At 72.6% G+C, this 21249-nt stretch carries 17 protein-coding genes and 2 rRNA genes; 6 read left to right on the top strand and 13 right to left on the bottom strand.

Annotation, left to right across the window (positions count from 1 at the left end):
* Window positions 1-431 precede the first annotated feature (431 nt).
* The 4 genes from ABZ079_RS10450 to ABZ079_RS10435 all read left to right on the top strand — a co-directional run bounded on the left by ABZ079_RS10450 (window position 432) and on the right by ABZ079_RS10435 (window position 6526).
* Window positions 432-2234 carry a glycoside hydrolase family 15 protein gene (locus ABZ079_RS10450; RefSeq protein ID WP_356939402.1) on the top strand — a complete coding sequence of 601 codons (1803 nt, stop codon included), beginning with the start codon at window positions 432-434 and terminating at the stop codon, window positions 2232-2234.
* Window positions 2235-2303: 69 nt separating this feature from the next.
* Window positions 2304-3686 carry an FAD-binding oxidoreductase gene (locus tag ABZ079_RS10445; protein WP_356939018.1) on the top strand — a complete coding sequence of 461 codons (1383 nt, stop codon included), beginning with the start codon at window positions 2304-2306 and terminating at the stop codon, window positions 3684-3686.
* Between the two features lie 385 nt (window positions 3687-4071).
* Window positions 4072-5754, top strand: coding sequence for a PucR family transcriptional regulator (locus ABZ079_RS10440; RefSeq protein ID WP_356939017.1), 1683 nt, complete (start codon window positions 4072-4074; stop codon window positions 5752-5754).
* Window positions 5755-6004: 250 nt separating this feature from the next.
* Complete coding sequence (locus ABZ079_RS10435) at window positions 6005-6526, top strand: hypothetical protein (RefSeq protein WP_356939016.1); 522 nt, start codon at window positions 6005-6007, stop codon at window positions 6524-6526.
* A 167-nt stretch (window positions 6527-6693) separates the two neighbouring features.
* Here ABZ079_RS10435 and ABZ079_RS10430 read toward each other — a convergent pair whose 3' ends face one another.
* From ABZ079_RS10430 to ABZ079_RS10405, 6 genes are all read right to left on the bottom strand, one after another.
* Window positions 6694-7866, bottom strand: a complete 1173-nt coding sequence (locus tag ABZ079_RS10430) for a glycosyltransferase family 4 protein (protein ID WP_356939015.1) — start codon at window positions 7864-7866, stop codon at window positions 6694-6696.
* A 352-nt stretch (window positions 7867-8218) separates the two neighbouring features.
* Window positions 8219-8920 (bottom strand): hypothetical protein, encoded by a 702-nt coding sequence (locus ABZ079_RS10425; RefSeq protein ID WP_356939014.1) that lies wholly within the window; start codon window positions 8918-8920, stop codon window positions 8219-8221.
* 101 nt (window positions 8921-9021) lie between these two features.
* Window positions 9022-10764: a DNA repair protein RecN gene (gene recN, locus ABZ079_RS10420; protein ID WP_356939013.1), complete on the bottom strand. Its 1743-nt coding sequence runs from the start codon at window positions 10762-10764 to the stop codon at window positions 9022-9024.
* A gap of 39 nt (window positions 10765-10803) precedes the next feature.
* Entirely contained in the window at window positions 10804-11721 is a 918-nt protein-coding gene (locus tag ABZ079_RS10415; RefSeq protein ID WP_356939012.1) for an NAD kinase, read from the bottom strand.
* Window positions 11718-12533 (bottom strand): TlyA family RNA methyltransferase, encoded by an 816-nt coding sequence (locus tag ABZ079_RS10410; RefSeq protein WP_356939011.1) that lies wholly within the window; start codon window positions 12531-12533, stop codon window positions 11718-11720. Before ABZ079_RS10410 ends, ABZ079_RS10415 begins: the two co-directional genes overlap by 4 nt.
* Before the next feature lie 58 nt (window positions 12534-12591).
* Window positions 12592-12903, bottom strand: coding sequence for a hypothetical protein (locus ABZ079_RS10405; protein ID WP_356939010.1), 312 nt, complete (start codon window positions 12901-12903; stop codon window positions 12592-12594).
* Between the two features lie 42 nt (window positions 12904-12945).
* Here ABZ079_RS10405 and ABZ079_RS10400 point away from each other — a divergent pair, with 42 nt between their 5' ends.
* Window positions 12946-13293: a sterol-binding protein gene (locus ABZ079_RS10400; RefSeq protein ID WP_356939009.1), complete on the top strand. Its 348-nt coding sequence runs from the start codon at window positions 12946-12948 to the stop codon at window positions 13291-13293.
* Here ABZ079_RS10400 and ABZ079_RS10395 read toward each other — a convergent pair.
* The 4 genes from ABZ079_RS10395 to ABZ079_RS10380 are packed head-to-tail and all read right to left on the bottom strand — an operon-like array spanning window position 13277 to window position 17323.
* A complete protein-coding gene (locus ABZ079_RS10395; RefSeq protein WP_356939008.1) occupies window positions 13277-14089 on the bottom strand; it encodes an ABC transporter ATP-binding protein in 813 nt (270 codons plus the stop codon). The genes ABZ079_RS10400 and ABZ079_RS10395 overlap by 17 nt on opposite strands.
* 59 nt (window positions 14090-14148) lie before the next feature.
* A complete protein-coding gene (locus tag ABZ079_RS10390; protein ID WP_356939007.1) occupies window positions 14149-15195 on the bottom strand; it encodes an iron chelate uptake ABC transporter family permease subunit in 1047 nt (348 codons plus the stop codon).
* Window positions 15192-16235 carry an iron chelate uptake ABC transporter family permease subunit gene (locus ABZ079_RS10385; RefSeq protein WP_356939006.1) on the bottom strand — a complete coding sequence of 348 codons (1044 nt, stop codon included), beginning with the start codon at window positions 16233-16235 and terminating at the stop codon, window positions 15192-15194. Before ABZ079_RS10385 ends, ABZ079_RS10390 begins: the two co-directional genes overlap by 4 nt.
* A 59-nt stretch (window positions 16236-16294) precedes the next feature.
* Window positions 16295-17323 (bottom strand): HAD hydrolase-like protein, encoded by a 1029-nt coding sequence (locus ABZ079_RS10380; RefSeq protein WP_356939005.1) that lies wholly within the window; start codon window positions 17321-17323, stop codon window positions 16295-16297.
* Between the two features lie 75 nt (window positions 17324-17398).
* On the opposite strand from ABZ079_RS10380, the gene ABZ079_RS10375 reads away from it, so the two are divergent.
* Window positions 17399-18682 carry a DUF1015 domain-containing protein gene (locus tag ABZ079_RS10375; protein WP_356939004.1) on the top strand — a complete coding sequence of 428 codons (1284 nt, stop codon included), beginning with the start codon at window positions 17399-17401 and terminating at the stop codon, window positions 18680-18682.
* A gap of 119 nt (window positions 18683-18801) precedes the next feature.
* On the opposite strand, the gene ABZ079_RS10370 is transcribed toward ABZ079_RS10375, so the two are convergent.
* The 3 genes from ABZ079_RS10370 to ABZ079_RS10360 all read right to left on the bottom strand — a co-directional run.
* Window positions 18802-19587, bottom strand: a complete 786-nt coding sequence (locus ABZ079_RS10370) for a hypothetical protein (protein WP_356939401.1) — start codon at window positions 19585-19587, stop codon at window positions 18802-18804.
* 1351 nt (window positions 19588-20938) lie between these two features.
* Window positions 20939-21055 (bottom strand): 5S ribosomal RNA (gene rrf / locus ABZ079_RS10365).
* Between the two features lie 104 nt (window positions 21056-21159).
* Window positions 21160-21249, bottom strand: a 23S ribosomal RNA gene (locus tag ABZ079_RS10360); the annotation flags it as partial.

Genomic DNA, 21249 nt, shown 5'->3' with positions numbered 1-21249 from the left:
GTCGCTGCGGTTCGGGGGTTTGTCTCCCACCGGTCCACGGGCTACCAGGGTATCAGCGCCCGGACGAGATGGCTTCCGGCCACGCTCCGCACTGGCCTCGGCACGGGTGTGTGGAGTACACAGGGCTATCACCCGCTGCTCACTCGTTCGGCCCACACAGGTTGTCCGGAGCGGCACGCACATCATCTACGTGCGTCGTATCCTGCTCGGACACTCGCTGCCGAGCCCGGCCGGAACGACGGCACACCCCCGCCACCATCACCCGGAACAACGAGAGCGCGGCAGTTCGTTGAGCAAGGACTGTCGTGTTGCCTCAGGGCTCGGCGGGCTGCTTTGCTTCACAGCTCAACGACGCATAACAACGACCCCTTGACCGCACTAGCGACAGCCCCCTGTGCGGGGGCGACGTGGCCGTTCGACTGGAGTTGCACGTGGCCGGGCGCATCGAAGACTACGCACTCATCGGAGACATGCAGACCGCCGCGCTGGTCTGCCGGGACGGCACGGTGGACTGGCTGTGCCTGCCCCGCTTCGACTCGCATGCCGTCTTCGCCGGCCTGCTGGGCACCGAGGAGCACGGCTTCTGGCGGCTCGGCCCGGCGCACGCCGTCGATGCCAAGCCTCCCACCGCCGCCCGGCGAAGCTACCGCGGCGACTCGCTGATCCTGGAGTCGGAGTGGGACACCCCGCGCGGCACCGTCCGCGTGACCGATTTCATGCCCCCGCGTGACGGCGCCCCGCAGCTGATCCGGATCGTGGAGGGCGTCACCGGGCGCGTGCCGATGCGCTCGGCCCTCAGGATGCGGTTCTCCTACGGCCGGGTCGTGCCGTGGGTGCACAGGCACGAGGGCCGGACGGTGGCGGTCGCCGGTCCCGACTCGGTGTGGTTCGACACGGAGGCCGAGACCTACGGCAAGTCGCTGACCACCTACGCCGACTTCACCGTCGCTCCGGGCGACCGGATCGCGTTCACCATCTCGTGGCAGCCCTCGCACAAGGAGCCGCCGCCGCTGCCCGAGCCGGAGGCCTCGCTGGAGGCGACCGAGGACTTCTGGCGCGAGTGGGTCGAGCACTGTACGTACCACGGCCCGTACCGCGAGGCGGTGGTCCGCTCCCTGATCACCCTGAAAGCGCTGACGTACGCCCCCACCGGCGGCATCGTCGCGGCCCCCACCACCTCCCTGCCGGAGGACATCGGGGGTGTGCGCAACTGGGACTACCGCTACACCTGGCTGCGGGACGCGGCGATCACCCTGTCCTCGCTGCTGCGCACCGGCTACCGCGAGGAGGCCCGCGCCTGGCGTGAGTGGCTGTTGCGCGCGGTCGCCGGCGACCCGGAGAACCTGCAGATCATGTATGGCATCGCCGGCGAGCGCGAGCTGGGCGAGGCCGAGCTGGACTGGCTGCCTGGCTACGAGAGCTCCGCCCCGGTCCGGGTCGGCAACGGCGCCGCGCACCAGCTCCAGCTGGATGTGTACGGCGAGGTCACCGAGGCCCTGCACCTGGGCCACATGACCGGTCTGGCCCGCAACGACTACGCCTCCCTCCTCCAGCTGAAGCTGATCCGCTACCTGGAGGACCACTGGCAGGAGCCGGACGAGGGCATCTGGGAGGTGCGCGGCCCGCGCCGTCACTTCGTGCACTCCAAGGTGATGGCCTGGGTGGCGGTGGACCGCACCATCAAGCTGATCGAGTCCGGTGACGCGGACGGCCCGCTGGAGCGCTGGAAGGAGCTGCGCGACGACATCCACCGGGACGTGTGCGAGAAGGGCTACGACAAGGAGCGCAACACCTTCACCCAGTCCTACGGCTCCCAGGAGCTGGACGCCTCGCTGCTGCTGATTCCGCAGATGGGCTTCCTGCCACCGGACGACAAGCGGGTGATCGGCACGATCGAGGCGATCCAGCGCGAGCTGTCCACCTCGGACGGGTTCATCCTGCGCTACCCGACGGAGGGCGAGGACGAGGGCGTCGACGGCCTGCCCGGCGACGAGGGTGCCTTCCTGGCCTGCTCGTTCTGGATGGCGGACGACCTGGCGATGATCGGCCGGGTGGACGAGGCCCGTAGGCTGTTCGAGAAGCTCCTCGCGCTGCGCAACGACCTCGGTCTGCTCGCCGAGGAGTGGGACCCGCGCCTGCAGCGCCAGGTCGGCAACTTCCCGCAGGCCTTCAGCCACGTTCCACTGATCGACACCGCGCTGCGGCTGACGGCCTCCGGGGCGTACGGCGGCTGAGCGGGAGCAGCGGACCGCGCGCGCCTACGCTGGGAGAGTCACCCAGCCCCTGCACGGAAGGGGGCGGCCATGGCTCCCCCATCGAAGGCGGCCGCGGCCCTCGCCGCGTTGCGCGAGGATCTGGTCGGCGACGTGTTCGCCCCGGGCGACCCGGGCTACGACGAGGCCCGGACCGTCTTCAACGCGATGATCGACCGGCGGCCGGCCGTGATCGCCCAGTGCGCGGACGCCACCGATGTGGTGCGCGCCGTGCGCTTCGGCAGGGAGCTGGATCTGCACATCGCGGTGCGCGGTGGCGGGCACGGCGTGGCAGGGACGGCGCTGGGCGACGGCGCGCTCGTGGTGGACCTGCGCCGGATGCACCGGGTGACCGTGGACCCGGCGGCCGAGGCGGTCCGGGTCGAGGGCGGCGCCACGATGAGCCATCTGGACCGGGCGACCGAGCCCCACGGCCTCGCGACCACCGGTGGACGCGCCTCCACCACCGGGGTCGGCGGCTTCGTCCTCGGCGGCGGCACCGGCTGGCTGGACCGGGCCTTCGGCCTCGCCGCCGACAATCTGCTGGGTGTGGAACTGGTGACCGCCGACGCCGAGCGGGTGCACGCGAACGCCGACGAGAACCCCGAACTGTTCTGGGCCCTGCACGGCGGGGGCGGCAATTTCGGCATCGCCACCGCGCTGACCCTGCGGCTGCACGAGGTGCCCGAGTTCTCGATCGTCCTGCTGATGTTCCTGCCGGAGTTCGGGCCGGAGGTGATCCGCACCTTCCGCGAGATCATCCGTATGGGACCGGACGAGGTGAGCGGCGCGGTGCTGTACCTGACCGGTCCGCCCGAGGAGTTCACGCCCCCGGAGCTGGTGGGCAGGCTGCTGTGCGCCGGCCTGCTGACGTACGTGGGCGGCGAGGACGACCTGCGCAAGCTCGCCGAGCCGATGCTCGCGCTGCCGCACGAGGTGGAGCTGGCCGGCGATGTGCCGTATGCCGACCTGCAGTGCATGCTCGACCAGCCGCCCGGGATGCGGAACCACTGGTCGGCGGAGGCCCTGGCCGGCCTCCCGGACGACCTCGTGGAGGTGTTCTGCACCCGCGCGGACAGCATGCCGGTGCCGACCAGCACCCGGCATCTGCTGTTCCCGCAGGGCGGGGCGATCGCCGCCGGCCCGCACGCCTACCCGGTGGCGTACCGGGACGCGGCCTGGGCCGCGCACCCGTTCGCCGTCTGGGAGGACCCGGCCGACGACGAGCGGGCGATCGCCTGGGTGCGGGACGTCCGCGCCGACGTCCGGCCGTGGAGCACCGGCGCCGTGCACCTGAACCTCATCGGCGACGAGGGCCCGGAGCGGGTCAGGGCGGGCCTGGGCGAGGGGAACACCCTGCGTTTGGAGAAGCTGAAGCGGCGGTACGACCCGGACAACGTGTTCCGCTTCAACCACAACATCAGGCCCGTCTGAGCCGGCCGCCCGTCAGCCCCGGAACTCCTGCGAGCACCGCCTCACCGCTGAGCGCGGGCTGGTCACGGACCGGGTATCTGACCGTGCGGATCCTGGCCGAGGGGGGAGACGTCACCGGGCGGACGGTGGCCGAGGCGTGCAGCAGCGAGCTGGTCACCGTGGCCCCGGGCGACGACGTGGAGCGTGCCGTGCAGCTGACGCGGGGCAAACGTTGCGGCGGCCGCCGGTGGTCGGGGAGGGGCGGTGACGGTGAGCCGCGCCGAACGGGGCAGCTGGAGCTGAGCAAGAGCGGAGTGTTCGCGCTCTTCGGCTCCAAGCAGGAGGTGGATGGTGCGATCATGCGCGGAGATGTCGCCGGAACGTTTCCGCGGGTAGCGTCCGCTGCATGGACAGCCGTACGGACCACCGATTCGACACCCAGGGCGCGGGGATCACCGTTCAGCGGGCACTGGAGCTGCCCGGCCTGCGCAGTGGGCTGCCGGAGATCCTGGCGGGCGCCGACCGGCTGGGGCGCACCGTGCGCTGGGTGCACGCGGGCGAGGTGCCGAACATCGCCTCGCTGCTCAAGGGCGGCGAGCTGCTGCTGACCACCGGCTACGGCCTCGGCACCCGCCCCGCAGAACAGCGGGCCTTCGTACGGACCCTCGCCGAGCGCGGGATCGCCGCCTTGGTGGTGGAGCTGGGACCGCGCTTCGACCGGCTGCCCGCCGCCCTGGTGGACACCGCCCGCAGCGCCGGGCTGCCGCTGGTCCAGCTGCACCGCGAGGTGCCGTTCGTGACGGTGACCGAGGAGATCCACACCGAGATCGTCAACGGCCACTACGCGCTGCTGCAGCGGGCTGAGGAGGTGCACCGGCGCTGCACCGAGGCCCTGCTGAGCGGTGGCGGGGTGCCGCAGGTGCTGGGCATCCTGGCCGACTTCAGCGCCAATCCGGTGTTCCTGGAGACGGCGGACGGCCGGCTGCTGTACGCCGCCGGGTCCGGCCCGGAGGGCGCCGATCCGCTGCAGGTGTGGGAGGGGCTGCGCGGCCCGCAGAAGGACGCGCCGCCGCCGGCCGGTTCGATGCTGGTGGACGTGCCCGGCGGCGGACCCGGTACGGCGGGCTCGGTACGCGCCCGGCTCGTCCTTCTGCCGGTCCGCTCACCGCTGGCTCCGGTGCACCGGATCGCCACCGAGCGGGCGGCGGGCATCCTGGCCGTGGTGCTGATGCAGGCCCGGCAGGAGGAGGAGCTGGCGGCACGCGGGCGCGGTGACTTCCTCACCGATCTCGCCGAGGGCCGCGTCACGGCGGAGGACGCACCCGCGCAGGCCCGCGTCCTCGGCTTCAAGCCCGGGGACGGCAGACTGCTGCCCGTGGTGATGCGGGTCGGCGACTCCCTCTCCCCCGAGGGGGGTGCCGCCCGTGCGAGCGGAGCCGAGCGTGGGGGCGGTTGGGCGGTACTGGCCAGGGCGGTCTCGGAGGAGCTGGCCGCGGTGGGGGTACCGGTGCTGCTGGGTGTGCGGCCGGTGGAGGGCCGGGTGCTGGTGCTGCTGGGGCTGCGCTCGGAGTCGGAGCGGCCGGCGGTCGCGGACCGGGTGGCGGCGGCGCTGCGCGCGGGTGTGGAGCGGGCCGGGGTGCGGCGGGCGGGCTCTTCGCCGCCGGTGGTGGTCGTCGGCGTGGCGGGCGGCTGGGCGGCCGCGTCGGCGGGGCTGCGGCACGCGGCGGAGACGGCGACGGCGGCACAGGGCCTGACCGACCGGCCCTGGTACGACGCCCGCCGTCTCGACATCGACCTGCTGCTGTGGCGGCTGCGCGGCCACCCGGACCTGGCGGCCTTCGTGGACCGCGCGATCGGCCCGCTGCGTGACCACGACCACCGCTCCAGGCCACCGCTGCTGCCGACCCTGGAGACCTACCTGGCACACGCCGGCCGCAAGGCCGAGACGGCCCGCGAACTGCACCTCAACCGCCAGACGCTCTACAACCGCCTCGCCCGCATCGGGGAGTTGCTCGGGACCGACCTCGACGACCCGCAGACGGTCCTGGCGTTGAGCCTGGCCCTCCGCGCCCGCCGCCACGTCCCTTAGCCCCGAGGGCCACCGCAAGCGGGCCGGCCCTCGTCGGCGTCATCTTCACCACGCCATGACGGGCCGCCCGGTGCCCACGGGTGACCGGGATGCCCTACGGCCACCGCGACTTCGTCCACGCGCCGTGCCGCTCACCTGGATGCCCGGCTGGGGTGGCTGTGGCGCGCCGTCCACCGGATGCTGGCCTGGCAAGCGGCACCTTAAGTGACACAAGGTCACTTAACCGCCTTGTATCCCTCCCAGGAGACGCATGATGAAGCACGTCAAACGTCTTGGTCTGAGCGCGGTCACCGGCCTGGCCACTGCCCTCTGCTGCGCCTCTGTGGCGTCGGCCGCCACAGCGACCGTCGGCGCTACCAACCCCCCGCCTCCCCATCCCCAGCAGAGCGAAGAGGTCTTCGGTCTGACGGCGAGGCCGACCCAGATCAACAACGTTGATGTGCCGCCTCCTGGCAACAGCCAAGGGGACGAGCTCATCGTCACAGGGGACCTCATTCGGTCCAGCGCCACGGTGGGTCGGTTCGACGAGGTCTGCACCGTAACCCGCACCGGCCCCACCGATACGAGCGACCTGCAGTGTCAGCTCACCCTTTCGCTGCCCGGGGGACAGATCACCGTGCAGGGCGTGTTCGCCATCGGCAGTGCCGGCCCCGGTGACATCACCCTGGCCATCACCGGAGGCACGGGGCTCTACCGCACGGCCCACGGCTTCATCCACGCCGTCAACACCAATTCCGCCGAAACACAGCTCACCGTTCACCTCATCCGCTGAGTAGGTCAGGCCGCTCGCCGTTTCACGAACGGTTCCTTCCGGCGCCTCCGGGCCCTCACCACACACCGTCTGGAGCGGTAGAGGCGTCCGAGCGACGATCGACGCCGGCCGCGCGGGCGGGCCGGTCAGGCACCCCGGCCATCCGCCGACCTGATCCAGAAGGCCGCCTAGGCGAGCGGCCGGGGCTGGGTCAACTCGTCGTACACGCTGAGCACCTGGGCGACGGTCTCGTCCTCCGTCGGCCAGGTGGCGGCCTGCCGTGCGCCCCGCTCCCGCAGCAGTTCGCGCCGCTCCGGATCGGCGAGCAGTCGTACGACGCTTTCGGCGAGCGCCTGCGCATCGCCGTACGGGACGAGGTCGGCGGCGTCGCCGACGAGGTCCGGGATGCCGCCGACGCGGGTCGCGACGAGCGGCACGCGCGCGTGCAGCGCCTCCTGGGCGAGGACGGACCGCGACTCCCAACTGCTGGTGACCAGCGCCAGATCGGCGGCGGCCAGCAGCTCCGGCACGTCCTCGCGGTGGCCGATGAGCCGCACCGGCAGTTCCTCGTCCTCGATCCGACGCTGCAGCACCGGACGCAGCGGGCCCTCCCCGGCGACGACGACCAGCGGCAGGGGGTCCAGCTCCCGCCAGGCACGGGCCGCGTCGAGCAGGACGTCGTAGCCGCGGTGCCGGTCGAGGGAGCCGACCGCGATGAGCAACGGGCGGCCGATGGTGCCGAGTTCGGCCCGGACCTTGGACCGCAGCCGGTCGGGGTCGTCGTGGGACGGGGGTCCCCCCGCTCGAGCACAGCCGAGAGTGAGGGAGGGCCGGCGCTGCCCGGGCAGGCCGACGGCCGCGAGCCGGGCGTCCCGCGCGCCGCTCCGGCGGGCCCGGTCGACCAGGTCGGAGCTGGTGCCGAGGACGACGGCCGCCGTCTTCACCACCCGCCGCTCCAGCAGCCGCAGCAGATGCGCCCGTGCCCCCTCCGCCCGCGCCCGGTTGTGCCAGGTGACGACCAGCGGGGTGGTGCGCCCGCCGAGTGCGAGCACGGCACGGAAGGAGGCGTGCAGACCGTGCGCGTGCACCAGGTCGGCGTCGGCGCAGGCGGCCCGGAGTGCGGCCACGGCGGCCGGGTCGCTGCTGCGTGGCACGTGTACGTGCTCGGCGCCGGCCCCGGTGAAGTCGTAGGCGCGATCGGCCTCGACGGGGGCGCAGACCGTGACCCGTACGCCCCTCGCCACGAGCCCCTCGGTAAGGGAACGTACGTGCGCGCTGCTGCCGGCGTTGCCTCCGCCCAGCACCTGCACGGTGCGCAGCGGCCACTGGCCGTGCGGTGCGCTGCTGCTCACGGGGCTCACGGGGCCGGGGCTCCTGGTTCGGCGTGGTGTGGTCACGAGGAAACGTACAGAAGGTAGCGGGGTCAGCGGGGTGAAAGGACGTGCCCCGCGCCTCCGGCGCGCACCGTCCCGAGCCGCCGCCCACCCCGGGTTCCTGCCAAGCATGCCAGGACGTACGGCCGTTCCGGGAAACCCCGGTGGGCGCACCGTGCGGCGGCCCGGGGCAATGCGCCGGAGCACGTCACCCACACGGGTGAGAGCATTCCCGGCGCGGCCGAGTGCTGCGCGACCGGTCCGGTGAGGTCGGACGCTCGCGGCACCCACATACGACCGGCTCAGTCCCTCACGGCGCCCGTACCGCCGGAGCGGTCCCTCACAACGCCCGCGCCCACGCGGTCACCCGGTCCCCGTACACGGCGGCGGCCACGACGGCGACGGCGTGCGCGAGCAGCCCCGCGCGCCGGTTGCACGCGACCACGGCGGTACCGAGCGCCGCCCCGAGCGCGTGCGCCCCCGTGTCTCCGATCATCACGCGCTCGCCGAGGTCGTCGGGCAGCACGGCCGCGGCGGCACCCATGGCGGCCGCGGTCAGTTCGCCGCCCGGCCCCTTCCGCAGCAGTCCGGGAGCCCCGAGCGCGAGCACCGCGCCCACCGCACGCCCGGGGCGTACGTCGAGGAGATTGACGACGTGCGCGGCCCCGGCGATCACGACACCGGCCAGCACCTTGTCGACCGGCCGCTCCTTCATCAGGGCCCCCGCCACCAGCCCCGCGGCCGACATCCCGAACAACTTGACGGCGCCGCTGGTGACCTCGCCGTCCCGCAGCGCCCCCAGGTGCGCCCGGAAACCGCGCCGGTGATCGCCGGCGACATCGTCGTACGCCCCGCAGACCCCGGCCGCCAGCACCGCGAGCCCGGCACCGGGGTGAACCCGCGCGGCCCCCACCGCCGCCGCCGCGGCCGACGCCGGCCCGGCATACATCCCGACCGTCCGCCCGGCGTAGTTCCTCCGCTCCCACCGCGCCCGCCCGCCGGGCGCGGTCCTCCGCAGGACGGCCACGCCCGCACGCGTCACACCGGCAGCGAGGGCGAAGCCGGTCTTCCTGCCCGCACCCCTGATCCTGCGCCCACCCTGGAGGCCCAGCCAGGGCGCCCGCCCGGCGGCCGGCCGCACTCCTACCCGTCCGCCCGAGCCGTGGCCAGCAGCTCCTCCGCATGCGCGCGGGCGGTCTCGGAGTCCTCCTGGCCGGCAAGCATGCGGGACAGCTCGCGGACGCGGTCCTCGCCCTCCAGCACCTTCACACCGGACCGGGTGACGGAGCCGTCGTCGGTCTTCTCGACCAGCAGCTGCCGGTCGGCGAAGGCGGCGACCTGGGGCAGGTGGGTGACCACGACGACCTGCGCGGTCTTGGCGAGCTTCGCCAGGCGCCGCCCGATCTCGACCGCCGCCTTGCCACCGACACCGGCGTCGACCTCGTCGAAGAGGTACGTCGGCACGGGGTCGGTGCCCGCGAACACGACCTCCACGGCCAGCATCACGCGGGACAGCTCACCGCCGGACGCGCCCTTGGCGATGGGCCGGGGCGGGGCGCCGGGGTGCGGGGCGAGCAGCAGCTCGACCTCGTCGACACCAGAGGATCCGTACGCGACCGTACGTCCGCCGACCTCGACGCCCTCGGGGTCCTCGGTCTGCCGGATGTCGAACGACACGCGGGCGTGGGGCATGGCGAGGGAGGCCAGCTCGGCGGTCACGGCGGCGGCGAACCGTTCGGCGGCCTCCGTCCGCGCGTCCGTCAACGCCTGTGCGAGACCGCCCAGTTCGACGCGCAGCGCGTCCCGCTCGGCGGTCAGCTCCTCGATCCGCTCGTCATCGCCGTCCAGCTCGGTGAGCCGCGCGGCGCTCTGCTCGGCCCAGGCCAGGACGGCGCCCACGTCCTCCCCGTACTTGCGGGTGAGGGCGGTCAGCGCGGCCCGCCGCTCCTCCACCGCGGCCAGGCGCAGCGGATCGGCGTCGAGATCGTCGGCGTACCCCGCCAGCTCACCGGCGACATCGGCCAGCAGGATCCCGATCTCCCCGATCCGGTCGGCGAGCGCGGCCAGCGCCGGATCGTGCGAGCGCACGGTCTCCAGGGCCCGGTGAGCGCCCGCGACGAGGGTCGAGGCGTCGATGCCCTCGGGGTCCTCGGGAATGCCCGCGAGAGCGGCGTGCGCGGCCGTCGCGGCGGACGCCAGGGCCTCGGCGTGCCCCAGCCGCTCCGCCTCCTCGGCCAGCTCGGCGTCCTCCCCGCCCCGAGGTTCCACGGCGGCGATCTCGTCGAGCCCGTACCGCAGCATGTCGGCTTCCTGCGCCCGCTCACGCGCACGCGTGGTGATCTCCTCCAGCTCGGCGGAGACGGCCCGCAGCCGCCGGTAGGCCCCCGTGTACTTGGCGAGCGGCCCGGTGACCGCGTCCCCGGCGTACCGGTCGAGCGCCTGCCGCTGCCGGGACAGCTTCAGCAGCCCCTGCTGGTCGGTCTGCCCGTGCACGGCCACCAGATCGTCGGCCAGCTCGGCGAGCAGCCCCACGGGCACGCTGCGTCCGCCCAGGTGTGCCCGCGAGCGGCCCTCGGCGGAAACGGTACGGCTGATCAGCAGGGCCCCGTCGTCCAGCTCGGCCCCGGCCTCCTCGGCGCGTACGACGGCGGCGGCGTCCGCGGGCACGGCGATCCGCCCCTCCACGACCGCCTTCCCGGCCCCGATCCGCACGAGCGCCGGGTCCGCCCGGCCACCGAGCAGCAGCCCCAGGCTGGTGACCACCATGGTCTTGCCCGCACCCGTCTCACCGGTGACGGCTGTGAACCCCGGCGACAGCTCGACGACGGCATCGTCGATGACCCCGAGCGACCGTATCCGCATCTCCTCCAACACGGAACAGACCATACGAGGTCCGGGGCGGGGAGCGCACATGGCCCGCCCATGTCACTCCGCCGAGTGGTGCGGCGCCCCCCGCCACCCAGTGGTCGGCAGCGCGAACTTCGCCACGAGCCGGTCGGTGAAGGACGAGTGATGCAGCCGGGCAAGCCGCACCGGCACAGCCCCCCGCCGCACCTCCACCCGCGCCCCGGGCGGCAACTCCACGGTCCGCCGCCCGTCACACCACAGCACCCCGGGCGGAATATGCGGCAGAACCTCCACGGCGAGCACCGAATCCGGAGACGTGACCAGCGGCTTCGCGAACAGCGCGTGCGCGCTGATCGGCACCATCAGCAGCGCCTCCACCTCGGGCCACACCACAGGCCCCCCGGCAGAGAACGCATACGCCGTGGAACCGGTCGGCGTGGACAGGACGACCCCGTCACACCCGAACCCCGTCACCGGGCGTCCGTCGATCTCCAGCACGACTTCCAGCAGCTTCTCGGCGCCCGCCTTCTGTACGGCCGCCTCGTTCAGCGCCCAGTCGGTGTGCACGATGTCCCCGTTGCGGTGCACGACGACGTCGACGGTCATCCGCTCCTCGACCTCGTACGACCGCGCCACCACCCGGTCCACGACCCGGTCGAGGTCGTCCCGCTCGGCCTCCGCGAGGAACCCGACGCGCCCGAGGTTGACGCCGAGCATCGGCACCCCGGAGGCCCGCGCGAACTCGGCCCCCCGCAGCAGCGTGCCGTCGCCGCCGAGGACGATCAGCAGCTCGCAGCCGTCGAGGCACTGCGGAGTCGCCTCCTTGACCAGCTGCACCTCGTCCGGCAGCGGCAGATCGCGCGCCTCCTCCTCCAGCACCCGCACTCCGATGCCGTGCCGCAGCAGCCCCTTGACGACGAGTTCCGCGCTGCGGATCGCCGCGGGCCGCCCGGTGTGGGCCAGCAGGAAAACAGTACGCGCCAGGTTCTGTGTCAACGCGGCCCCTCCGTCACTGCACGGTCGACGTCGGCCGGGGCCAGTGCGGGGGCCCCGGACCGCAGCCAGAGAAAGTACTCGACATTGCCCGAGGGCCCGGGCAGTGGGCTCGCGGTGACGCCACGCACCCCGAGCCCCAGCTCCCAGGCCTTCTCGGCCACTCCCCGTACGGCCTCCGCCCGCAGCTGCGGACTCCGTACGACACCCCCGCTGCCGAGCCGTTCCCGGCCCACCTCGAACTGCGGCTTGACCATCATCACCAGGTCGGCGTCCGGCTTCACGCACCGCTTCAGGGCGGGCAGCACCAGCCCGAGCGGGATGAAGGACAGATCGCCCACGACAAGATCCACAGGTTCCCCATCGATCGCCTCGAGTGTCAACTCGCGTACGTTCGTACGGTCCTTGACGGTGACGCGTTCATCGCTCCGGAGAGACCAGGCGAGCTGTCCGTATCCGACGTCCACCGCGACGACATGGGCGGCGCCCGCACGCAGCAGGACGTCGGTGAAGCCTCCGGTGGACGCGCCGGCGTCCAGCGCGCGCCGGCCCCGGACGACGAGCCCCCGCGGTACGAAGACCTCCAGCGCGCCGGCGAGTTTGTGCCCGCCCCGGGAGACGTAACCCGGATCGCTGTCGTCGGCCTGGACCACGATCGCCGCGGCGGTCTCCACCTGGGTGGCCGGCTTGGTCGCGACGATCTTGCCGACGGTGACCCGTCCGGCGGCGATCAGCTGGCTGGCGTGCTCGCGCGAGCGCGCGAGCTTCCGGTGGACCAGCTCCGCGTCCAGACGGCGGCGTGCGACTCCTGCCACGTTCGGTTCAGCTCCTGCTCTGGTGGTACGGCGATCGAATGGTGCGACCCGAAGGGTCTCATCGAGGGGCGGCGGTCGGGTGACGGGTGGGAACCGGCGGTCCCGGGCGGGCGTCGAGCGCGGTGAGCGCGTCGCGCAGCCCCCGGTGTACATCCTCGTACACCTCGACGTGTCCGTCGGTGGCGAGGTGGTCGGCGTCGGCCAGCCGCTCCAGCTGGGCGTCGACCTCGGCGTTGCCGGTCGGGGTGCGCGGGACGTTCAGGGGGGCCGGGGCGGCGGGGTCGTCCGCGGGCTCGGGCTCGCGCTCGGGCCCTGCGGCGAACGCGGCGGCCTGCGGGACGATCTCGGCCTCGGACACGGACTCGCTCATGCCCAGACGCTACCCCGAACCACTGGGGTACCGTCGGTGGCGATGGCCACGATCGAGGAGTGCCGCGCCGCGCTGGGGAAGCTTTCGGACAACATGCAGGGGGCCGAGGGCGAGGTCCGCTCGGCCGCCGCCCTGGACCGCTCGGTGAGTTGCCACATCACCGATCTCGACGTGACCTTCGCGGGCCGTATGACCGGCGGCCGGATCGAGGTCGACGAGACCCGTCCGGGGCCACCGCGCCAGACGGCGCAGATCAGGCTCGCCCTGGCCGGTGACGACCTGGTGGCCCTGGTGGACGGCGAACTGAACTTCGCGACCGCCTGGGGCAGGGGCCGGGTGAGGCTGGAGGCGAGCCTGGTCGACCTGTTCCGGCTCAGGAAGCTGCTGTGACCTTCTCCGCCCGTGCCTTGCGCGCGGCCGGCACCACCAGCGGGGTCCCCGTCTCCGGGTCGTCGATGACCTGGCAGCGCAGCCCGAACACCTCCTCGACCAGCTCCGCCGTGACGATGTCGTTCGGCGCGCCCTCGGCGATCACCTCGCCGCCGCGCAGGGCGACGAGGTGGGTGGCGTAGCGGGCGGCGTGGTTCAGGTCGTGCAGGACGGCGACCAGGGTGCGGCCCTGGGTCTCGTGCAGCTCGGCGCACAGGTCCAGGACGTCGATCTGGTGCTGGATGTCGAGGTAGGTGGTCGGCTCGTCCAGGAGCAGCAGCGGTGTCTGCTGGGCCAGTGCCATGGCGATCCACACGCGCTGCCGCTGTCCGCCGGACAGCTCGTCCACGTACCGGTCGGCCAGCTCGGCGACCCCGGTCTGCCGCATCGACTCCTGGACGACCCGTTCGTCCTCCGCGGACCACTGCCGCAGCAGGCCCTGGTGCGGGTAGCGGCCCCGCCCGACCAGGTCGGCGACCGTGATGCCGTCGGGCGCGACGGACGACTGCGGGAGCAGGCCGAGGGTCCGCGCAACCGCCTTCGCGGGCATCGACTGGATGGCCTGCCCATCGAGCAGCACGCGGCCCCGGCGGGGCTTGAGCATCCGCGACAGCGCCCGCAGCAGAGTCGACTTGCCGCACGCGTTCGGGCCGACGATCACCGTGAAGGAGTTGTCGGGGATCTGCACCGACAACTGCTCGGCGATCACGCGCTGGTCGTAGGCGAGGGTGACGTTCTCGGCGGACAGGCGGTTCACAGTGCTCCTCGTCGTGTTCGGGTTCGTGCCGCTCGTGTCCGGCCCGGCCTGTGTGCGCCTCATATCCGGCCCGCCCTGCGCTCGGTGACCAGCAGCCACAGCAGATAGCCGCCGCCGACGACGCCCGTGACCACGCCGACGGGCAGCTGGTCGGCCCCGAAGACGCGCTGCGAAGCCCAGTCGGCGGCGACCAGCAGGGCGGCGCCCATGCAGAGCGAGGGCACCAGGTTCGGGCCCGGCGAGCGGGTCAGGCGCCGGGCGAGCTGCGGGGCGGTGAGGGCCACGAAGCTGACGGGTCCGGCGGCGGCGGTGGCCGCCGCGGTGAGCAGCACGGCGCAGACCATCAGCACCAGCCGGACGCGCTGGACGCGCACGCCGAGCGCGCCTGCGATGTCGTCGCCCATCTCCATCATCCTCAGGCCGCGCGCGTGGGCGAGGACCAGCGGGACGAGGACCGCGCACAGAGCGAGCAGCGGCCAGACCTGCTCCCAGTCACGGCCGTTGAGCGAGCCGGTCATCCACACGACCGCACGGGCCGCGTCGACCAGGTCGGCCTTGGTGAGCAGATAGCCGTTGACCGCGGTGACGACGGCGGAGACACCGATGCCGACCAGGACCAGCCGGTAGCCGTGCACGCCCTGCTTCCAGGCGAGCAGATAGATCGCGAGACCGGTCGCGAGTCCGCCGATCAGCGCGCCGACGGTGACCTGCGTGGAGCCGCCGGACATCAGCACGATCACGATCAGCGCGCCGGCCGTCGAGCCCTGTGACAGGCCGAGCACGTCCGGACTGCCCAGCGGATTGCGGGAGATGGTCTGGAACAGCGCGCCGCCGAGGCCGAGCGAGGCGCCGACCAGCAGGCCGACGAGGACGCGCGGCAGCCGCAGCTCGTTGACGATGAAGTCCTGGTACGCGGTGCCGTTCCCGGCGAGCGTCCTGAGCACGTCGGCCGCGGGGATCGCGGCGTCGCCGGTGCCGATCAGCGCGACACCGGCGGCGAGCGCGGCGGCCAGGAGGAGCCCGACGACGATCAGGGCACGCAGGTCCAGGCGCAGGGAGAGCCCACCGGGAGTGCGTACGGCACGGCTCCTGGAGTGTGTCTTCACAGCTGGGCCGTCCTCCGCCGTCGTACGAGAAAGATGAAGACCGGGCCGCCGATGATCGCGGTGACGATGCCGACCTGGAGCTCCGCGGGGCGGGCCACGACCCGGCCGATGATGTCGGCGCCGAGCAGCAGCACGGGCGACAGGACCGTGGCGTACGGCAGGATCCAGCGCAGGTCGGGGCCCGTGAAGGAGCGCACCACGTGCGGGATCATCAGGCCGACGAACATGATCGGGCCGCAGGCGGCGGTGGCGGCACCGCACAGCACGGTGGCGGCCAGCATGGCCAGGGCGCGCGTGCGGTTGAGGTTGGCGCCGAGGGCGCGGGCGGTGTCGTCGCCCATCTCCACCGCGTTCAGCGGCCGGGCCAGCGCGAGCGCGAGGACCGTGCCGACCGCGAGGAACGGCAGCACCTGCGTGATGGTCGTGTCGGTGGCCGAGGCCAGCGAACCCACCGTCCAGAAGCGCATCTTGCCCAGCGCCGCGTCGTCCAGGATCATCGCGGCCTGGAGATAGCCGTAGAGGGCCGCGCTGATCGCCGTACCGGCGAGCGCGAGCCGTACCGGGGTGGCGCCCCTGCCGCCGCCGAGGAACCACACCAGCGCGCCGACCGCCGCGGCTCCCAGGAAGGCGAACCACACATAGCCGGTGAGGCTGGTGACGCCGAAGCAGGTGACGGCCGTGACGACGGCCGCGGAGGCGCCGGCGTTGATCCCGAGCAGTCCGGGGTCGGCCAGGGGGTTCCGGGTGAGTGCCTGCAGGACCGCGCCCGACAGGCCGAGGGCGGCACCGACCAGCAGTCCGAGGACCGTGCGTGAGAGCCGCTCGTTCACGACGACGTCACCGTACGTACCCGTGTCGTGGAACAGGCCGTGCCAGACCTGGTCATACGACAGCGCTTTCGCCCCGATCGCGATGCTCGCCAGGGCGACGAGCACCAGCATCGCGACGGCGAGCAGGAGCCCAAAGGCCCTGACCGCCCGGCGGGTTGGGGGCGCGGGGGCGCTCTCCGCGCGCTGTTCTGGAGGACTGTCGACCAACACCAGGTTAGGTTAGCCTACCCTCGCATCGAATCTCGATCCCCAGGTACCCGCAGTGCGGTTCACAGTCCGAGCCGGGCCAGCGCCTTCCCCCCGTCCAGCCGGCAGGAGTCCTGCCCCGCCGCCGTCCAGGCCGCCGCACACAGCGCCCGCAGCCCGTCCAGCGTCCCGCCGTCGCCGTCCAGCTCCAGCCGGTCCGCACCGGCGGTCGCCGTCCACCCACCGCAGCGGAACCCCTCACCCTCCTGGGTGACCTCCGGCTGCGCGGTGAGCAGCCCGCGCAGATCCGCGTCCACGTACGTCGGCCGGTGCCGCGGCGGCGCGGCGAGCAGCTGGGGCCCGTCGGTGACCCCGGTCAGCACCAGCAGCGAGTCGACATGGCCGTTGAACGCGCCCTCGATGTCCGTGTCCAGCCGGTCCCCGACGACCAGCGGCCGCTTGGCACCCGTCCGGATGATCGTCTCCTTGTGCATGGGCGGCAGCGGCTTGCCCGCCACCTGCGGCTCGGCGCCGGTCGCGATCCGTACGACCTCCACGGCCGCTCCGTTGCCCGGCGCGATGCCCCGCCCGCTCGGAATCGTCAGATCGGTGTTGGACGCGAACCACGGCACCCCACGCGCGACGGCGTACGACGCCTCCGCGAACCGTCCCCAGGGCAGATCGGGTCCGCCGAACCCCTGCACCACCGCCGCCGGATCGTCGTCCGCCGACTCCACCGGGGTCAGGCCCCGCTCACGCAGCGCCACCCGCAGGCCCTCACCGCCGATCACCAACACCCGCGCTCCGGTCGGTATCTGCTCGCTGATCAGCCGCGCCACGGCCTGAGCGGAGGTGATGACGTCCTCGGCCCCCGTCGGTATGCCCAGCTCCGTCAGATGCCCGGCCACGGTGTCCGGCGTCCGCAGAGCGTTGTTGGTGACGTACGCGAGACGCATCCCGCCCGCGCGCGCCACCGCCAGCGAGTCCGCCGCGTGCGCGATCGCGTTCCCGCCCGCGTACACCACCCCGTCCAGATCGAGCAGCGCCGTGTCGTACGCCTCGCTCAGGGGCTGCCCACTACCCTCGGGCCTCGTCCTGACGCCCTGGCTCATGTCCACATCGCTCCTCGCTGACTCGCCTTTTCCCCCGATCATCCCGCATGCCACCGACACACGTACGATGCCGGGATGAACACTGCAGGTCACTCGGAAGCAACGGAGCGCCGAGGCCTGGAACTCACCCCGTTCCGCGGCCTCCGTTACGACCCCGACCGGGTCGGCAGCCTGGCCTCCGTCACCTCTCCGCCGTACGACGTCGTCGTACGTCCCGACGGGGTGCACCATCTTCAGTCGGCCGACCCGCACAACATCGTCCGTCTGATCCTGCCCCAGGCCGGCACCCCCAGTGCCCGCACCGAACAGGCGGCGGACACCCTGCGCCGCTGGCTGGACGAGGGCATCCTCACCGCGGACCCCGAGCCGGGGCTGTACGTGTACGAGCAGCGGGACGGCAACGGGATGATCCAGCGCGGCGTCATCGGCGCCCTGCGCGTCTCGGAGCCCGAGGAGGGCGTGGTGCTGCCGCACGAGGACATCATGCCGCCGGTGGTCGCGGACCGTGCGGCCCTGATGCGCGCCACCCGGGCGAACCTGGAACCGCTGCTGCTGACCTACCGCGGCAACGGCACGGCTGCCGAGGTCGTCGAACGTACGGCGAAACGCCCGCCCCTGCTGGCCACGACCACCGAGGACGGTTTCCGGCACCGCCTGTGGTCGGTCACCGAGCCGGCCGACATGTCGCTCATCCAGTCCGAGCTGGCCCATCACCAGGCGCTGATCGCCGACGGCCACCACCGCTGGGCCACCTACCGCCGGCTGCGCGCGGAACACCCCTCCCCCAGCCCCTGGGACCACGGCCTGGTCCTGCTGGTCGACACCGCCCGCTACCCGTTGCGCGTCCGCGCCATCCACCGGCTGCTGCACGGCCTGCCGGTCGCGGACGCGCTGGCCGCCGTGCACGGCCTGTTCCGGGTACGGCGCCTCGACGCGCCGCTGGCCGAGGCACTGGAGGCACTGGCGGACGCGTCCTGCGCGGGCAACGCCTTCCTGCTGGCCGGCGACGGCGCCTTCCACCTGCTCGACCGCCCCGACCCGGCCCTGCTGGCCCGGACGATCCCGGCGGACCGCCCGGCCGCCTGGCGTTCCCTGGACGCCACGGTCCTGCACGCCGCTCTCCTCGACCATGTCTGGCACATCCCCGAGGACTCCCCCGCCCATGTCGCCTACATCCATGACACGGCCGCCACGGTGGAGAAGGCCGAACGCGACGGCGGAACGGCGGTCCTGATGCACCCGGTCCGCGAGGAGGTCGTACGCGAACTGGCCCGCCAAGGCGTCACGATGCCGCGCAAGTCGACGTCCTTCGGACCGAAGCCGGCGTCGGGTCTGGTGCTGCGGGCGCTGGAGATCTGAGCGCCGGAGAACCGTGTGCTCGAGACCCGATACGGACACCGAAGAGACAGACAAGAGACAGATAAGAAAGAGGGCAGGCCCCGGGCGGGGCCTGCCCTCTTTCTTGTCTGTGGCTGACGTCAGTCCTCGTCGCCGTCCTCCTGGGAGGCGCCGTCCTCCTGGGAGGCGCTCGGGGACTCACCCTCGCCGTTGCCCTCGTTCTCGCTCTCGCTCTCGCTCTCGCTCTCGTCGAGGGCGTCGACGAACTCCACACCGTCCATCTCGGCGAGCCGGTCGGACGCGTCCGTGCTGCCGTCCCGGTCGGCCTCGACGGCCTTCGCGAACCACTCCCGGGCCTCGCGCTCCCGGCCCGCGGCCAGCAGGGCGTCGGCGTAGGCGTACCGCAGACGCGCGGTCCACGGCTGTACGGAGTTGGAGGCCAGCTCGGGGCTCTGCAGGGTCACGATGGCCGCGTCCAGTTGCTCCATGTCACGCCGGGCGCCGGCCGCGACGAGCCGCATCTCGACCTGCCCGGCCTTGTCCAGCTTCTGCACCTCCGGGGCGCCGGCCATGTCCAGCGCCTTCTCCGGCCGCCCGAGCCCGCGCTCACAGTCGGCCATCACCGGCCACAGGTCCACGCCGCCGGTCATACGCCGGGCGGCCCGGAACTCGGCGAGGGCCTCGCTGTACTTCTGGTTCGCGTACGCGGCGAAGCCGGCGGCCTCGCGTACGGCGGCCACGCGGGACGCCAGGCGCAGGGCCACCCTGGAGTAGCCGTACGCGCCCTCGGGGTCCTCGTCGATCAGCCGGGCGACCATCACCAGGTTCTTCGCGACATCGTCCGCGAGCGTCTTGGGCAGACTCTGCAGCTCCTGCCGGACGTCCTTGTCGATCTCCTCGCCGGTGACGTCCTCCGGGATCGGCAGCCGCTTGATCGGCTCCCGGTCACGGTCGCGGTCGCGGTCGTCGCGGAAGCGGCCACCGCCACGGCGGTCGTCACGCCCGTCACGCCCGTCACGCCCACGGAAGCCACCGGGTCGACCGCCACGGTCGTCCCGACGGGGCCCACGGCCGCCGCGGTCGTCGCGACCCTGGAAGCCCCCGCGCTCACCGCGGTCACCGCGGTCGTCGCGGCCCCGGAAGCCACCCCGGTCGTCACGACGGTCGTCACGGCGGAACGCGGGACGGTCACCACCGCGGTCGTCACGACGGAACGCGGGACGGTCACCGCCACGGTCGTCACGACGGTCGTCACGACGGAACGCGGGACGGTCACCACCACGGTCGTCACGACGGTCATCACGACGGAACGCGGGACGGTCACCGCCACGGTCGTCACGACGGTCATCACGACGGAACGCGGGACGGTCACCGCCACGGTCGTCACGACGGTCATCACGACGGAACGCGGGACGGTCACCACGACGGTCGTCACGACGGTCATCACGACGGAACGCGGGACGGTCACCACCGCTGCGGTCATCGCGCCGGTCATCACGACGGAACGCGGGACGGTCACCGCCACGGTCATCACGACGGTCATCACGACGGAACGCAGGACGGTCACCACCGCTGCGGTCATCGCGCCGGAAGCCGCGGTCCCCGCGGTCGTCACGCTGGAACCCGGGACGCGAACCCCGGTCGCCCTCACGGCGGTACCCGCCACCACGGCTGTCGTCACGCCGGTCATCCCGACGGTCGTCACGGCGGAAACCGCCGCGCTCACCACGGTCACGGTCGTCACGCCGGTCGTCGTCACGCCTGTAGGACGGGCGGTCGCCGCCGCGGTCGTCGCGACGGAAGCCGCGGTCCCCACGGTCGTCCCGACGGTCGTCGCGACGGAAACCGCCGCGCTCACCACGGTCACGGTCGTCACGCTGGAACCCGGGACGCGAACCCCGGTCGCCCTCACGGCGGTACCCGCCACCACGGCTGTCGTCACGCCGGTCATCCCGACGGTCGTCACGGCGGAAACCGCCGCGCTCACCACGGTCACGGTCGTCACGCCGGTCGTCACGCCGGCCGAACCCACCGCGGTTGTCGTCACGCCGACCGTGACCACCACGGTCGTTGTCGCGACGGTCGTTGTCGCGACGGAAGCCGCCGCGGTCGCCACCGCGGTCACCACTGTCCCGTCGCCGCTGGTCGCGCTCCGGTCGGTCGTCGGGAGAGTTGGTGGACATGGTGACTCCTGTCATCGGTACCGCAAGCATTGTAAAAACGAAAGGACCCCTGGTCCCAGCTGAACGCTGGTGACCAGGGGTCCTCCCAAAGATTGTTCGGCGGCGTCCTACTCTCCCACAGGGTCCCCCCTGCAGTACCATCGGCGCTGTGAGGCTTAGCTTCCGGGTTCGAAATGTAACCGGGCGTTTCCCTCACGCTATGGCCACCGAAACCCTAATGGTTTCGAGCGAACAAGCACACTTTTCTTTTATGCGTTCTACTCAAAGCCGGCAACGGTCGTTGCCTCAGAACTAACACAGTGGACGCGAACAACTGAGGACAAGCCCTCGGCCTATTAGTACCAGTCAACTCCACCCGTTACCAGGCTTCCATATCTGGCCTATCAACCCAGTCGTCTACTGGGA

It is taken from the genome of Streptomyces sp. NPDC006314, from assembly GCF_040613075.1.
Lineage (GTDB): Bacteria > Actinomycetota > Actinomycetes > Streptomycetales > Streptomycetaceae > Streptomyces.
The sequence above is the reverse complement of the archived record's forward strand: the minus strand, read 5'-3'. Positions and strand labels throughout refer to the sequence as shown.

Coding starts and splice junctions, on each gene's coding strand:
- ABZ079_RS10445 (WP_356939018.1), top strand. CDS start 2,304: ATGGCTCCCCCATCGAAGGCGGCCGCGGCCCTCGCCGCGTTGCGCGAG.
- ABZ079_RS10440 (WP_356939017.1), top strand. CDS start 4,072: ATGGACAGCCGTACGGACCACCGATTCGACACCCAGGGCGCGGGGATC.
- ABZ079_RS10435 (WP_356939016.1), top strand. CDS start 6,005: ATGATGAAGCACGTCAAACGTCTTGGTCTGAGCGCGGTCACCGGCCTG.
- recN (WP_356939013.1), bottom strand. CDS start 10,764: ATGGTCTGTTCCGTGTTGGAGGAGATGCGGATACGGTCGCTCGGGGTC.
- ABZ079_RS10405 (WP_356939010.1), bottom strand. CDS start 12,903: ATGAGCGAGTCCGTGTCCGAGGCCGAGATCGTCCCGCAGGCCGCCGCG.
- ABZ079_RS10400 (WP_356939009.1), top strand. CDS start 12,946: ATGGCCACGATCGAGGAGTGCCGCGCCGCGCTGGGGAAGCTTTCGGAC.
- ABZ079_RS10380 (WP_356939005.1), bottom strand. CDS start 17,323: ATGAGCCAGGGCGTCAGGACGAGGCCCGAGGGTAGTGGGCAGCCCCTG.
- ABZ079_RS10375 (WP_356939004.1), top strand. CDS start 17,399: ATGAACACTGCAGGTCACTCGGAAGCAACGGAGCGCCGAGGCCTGGAA.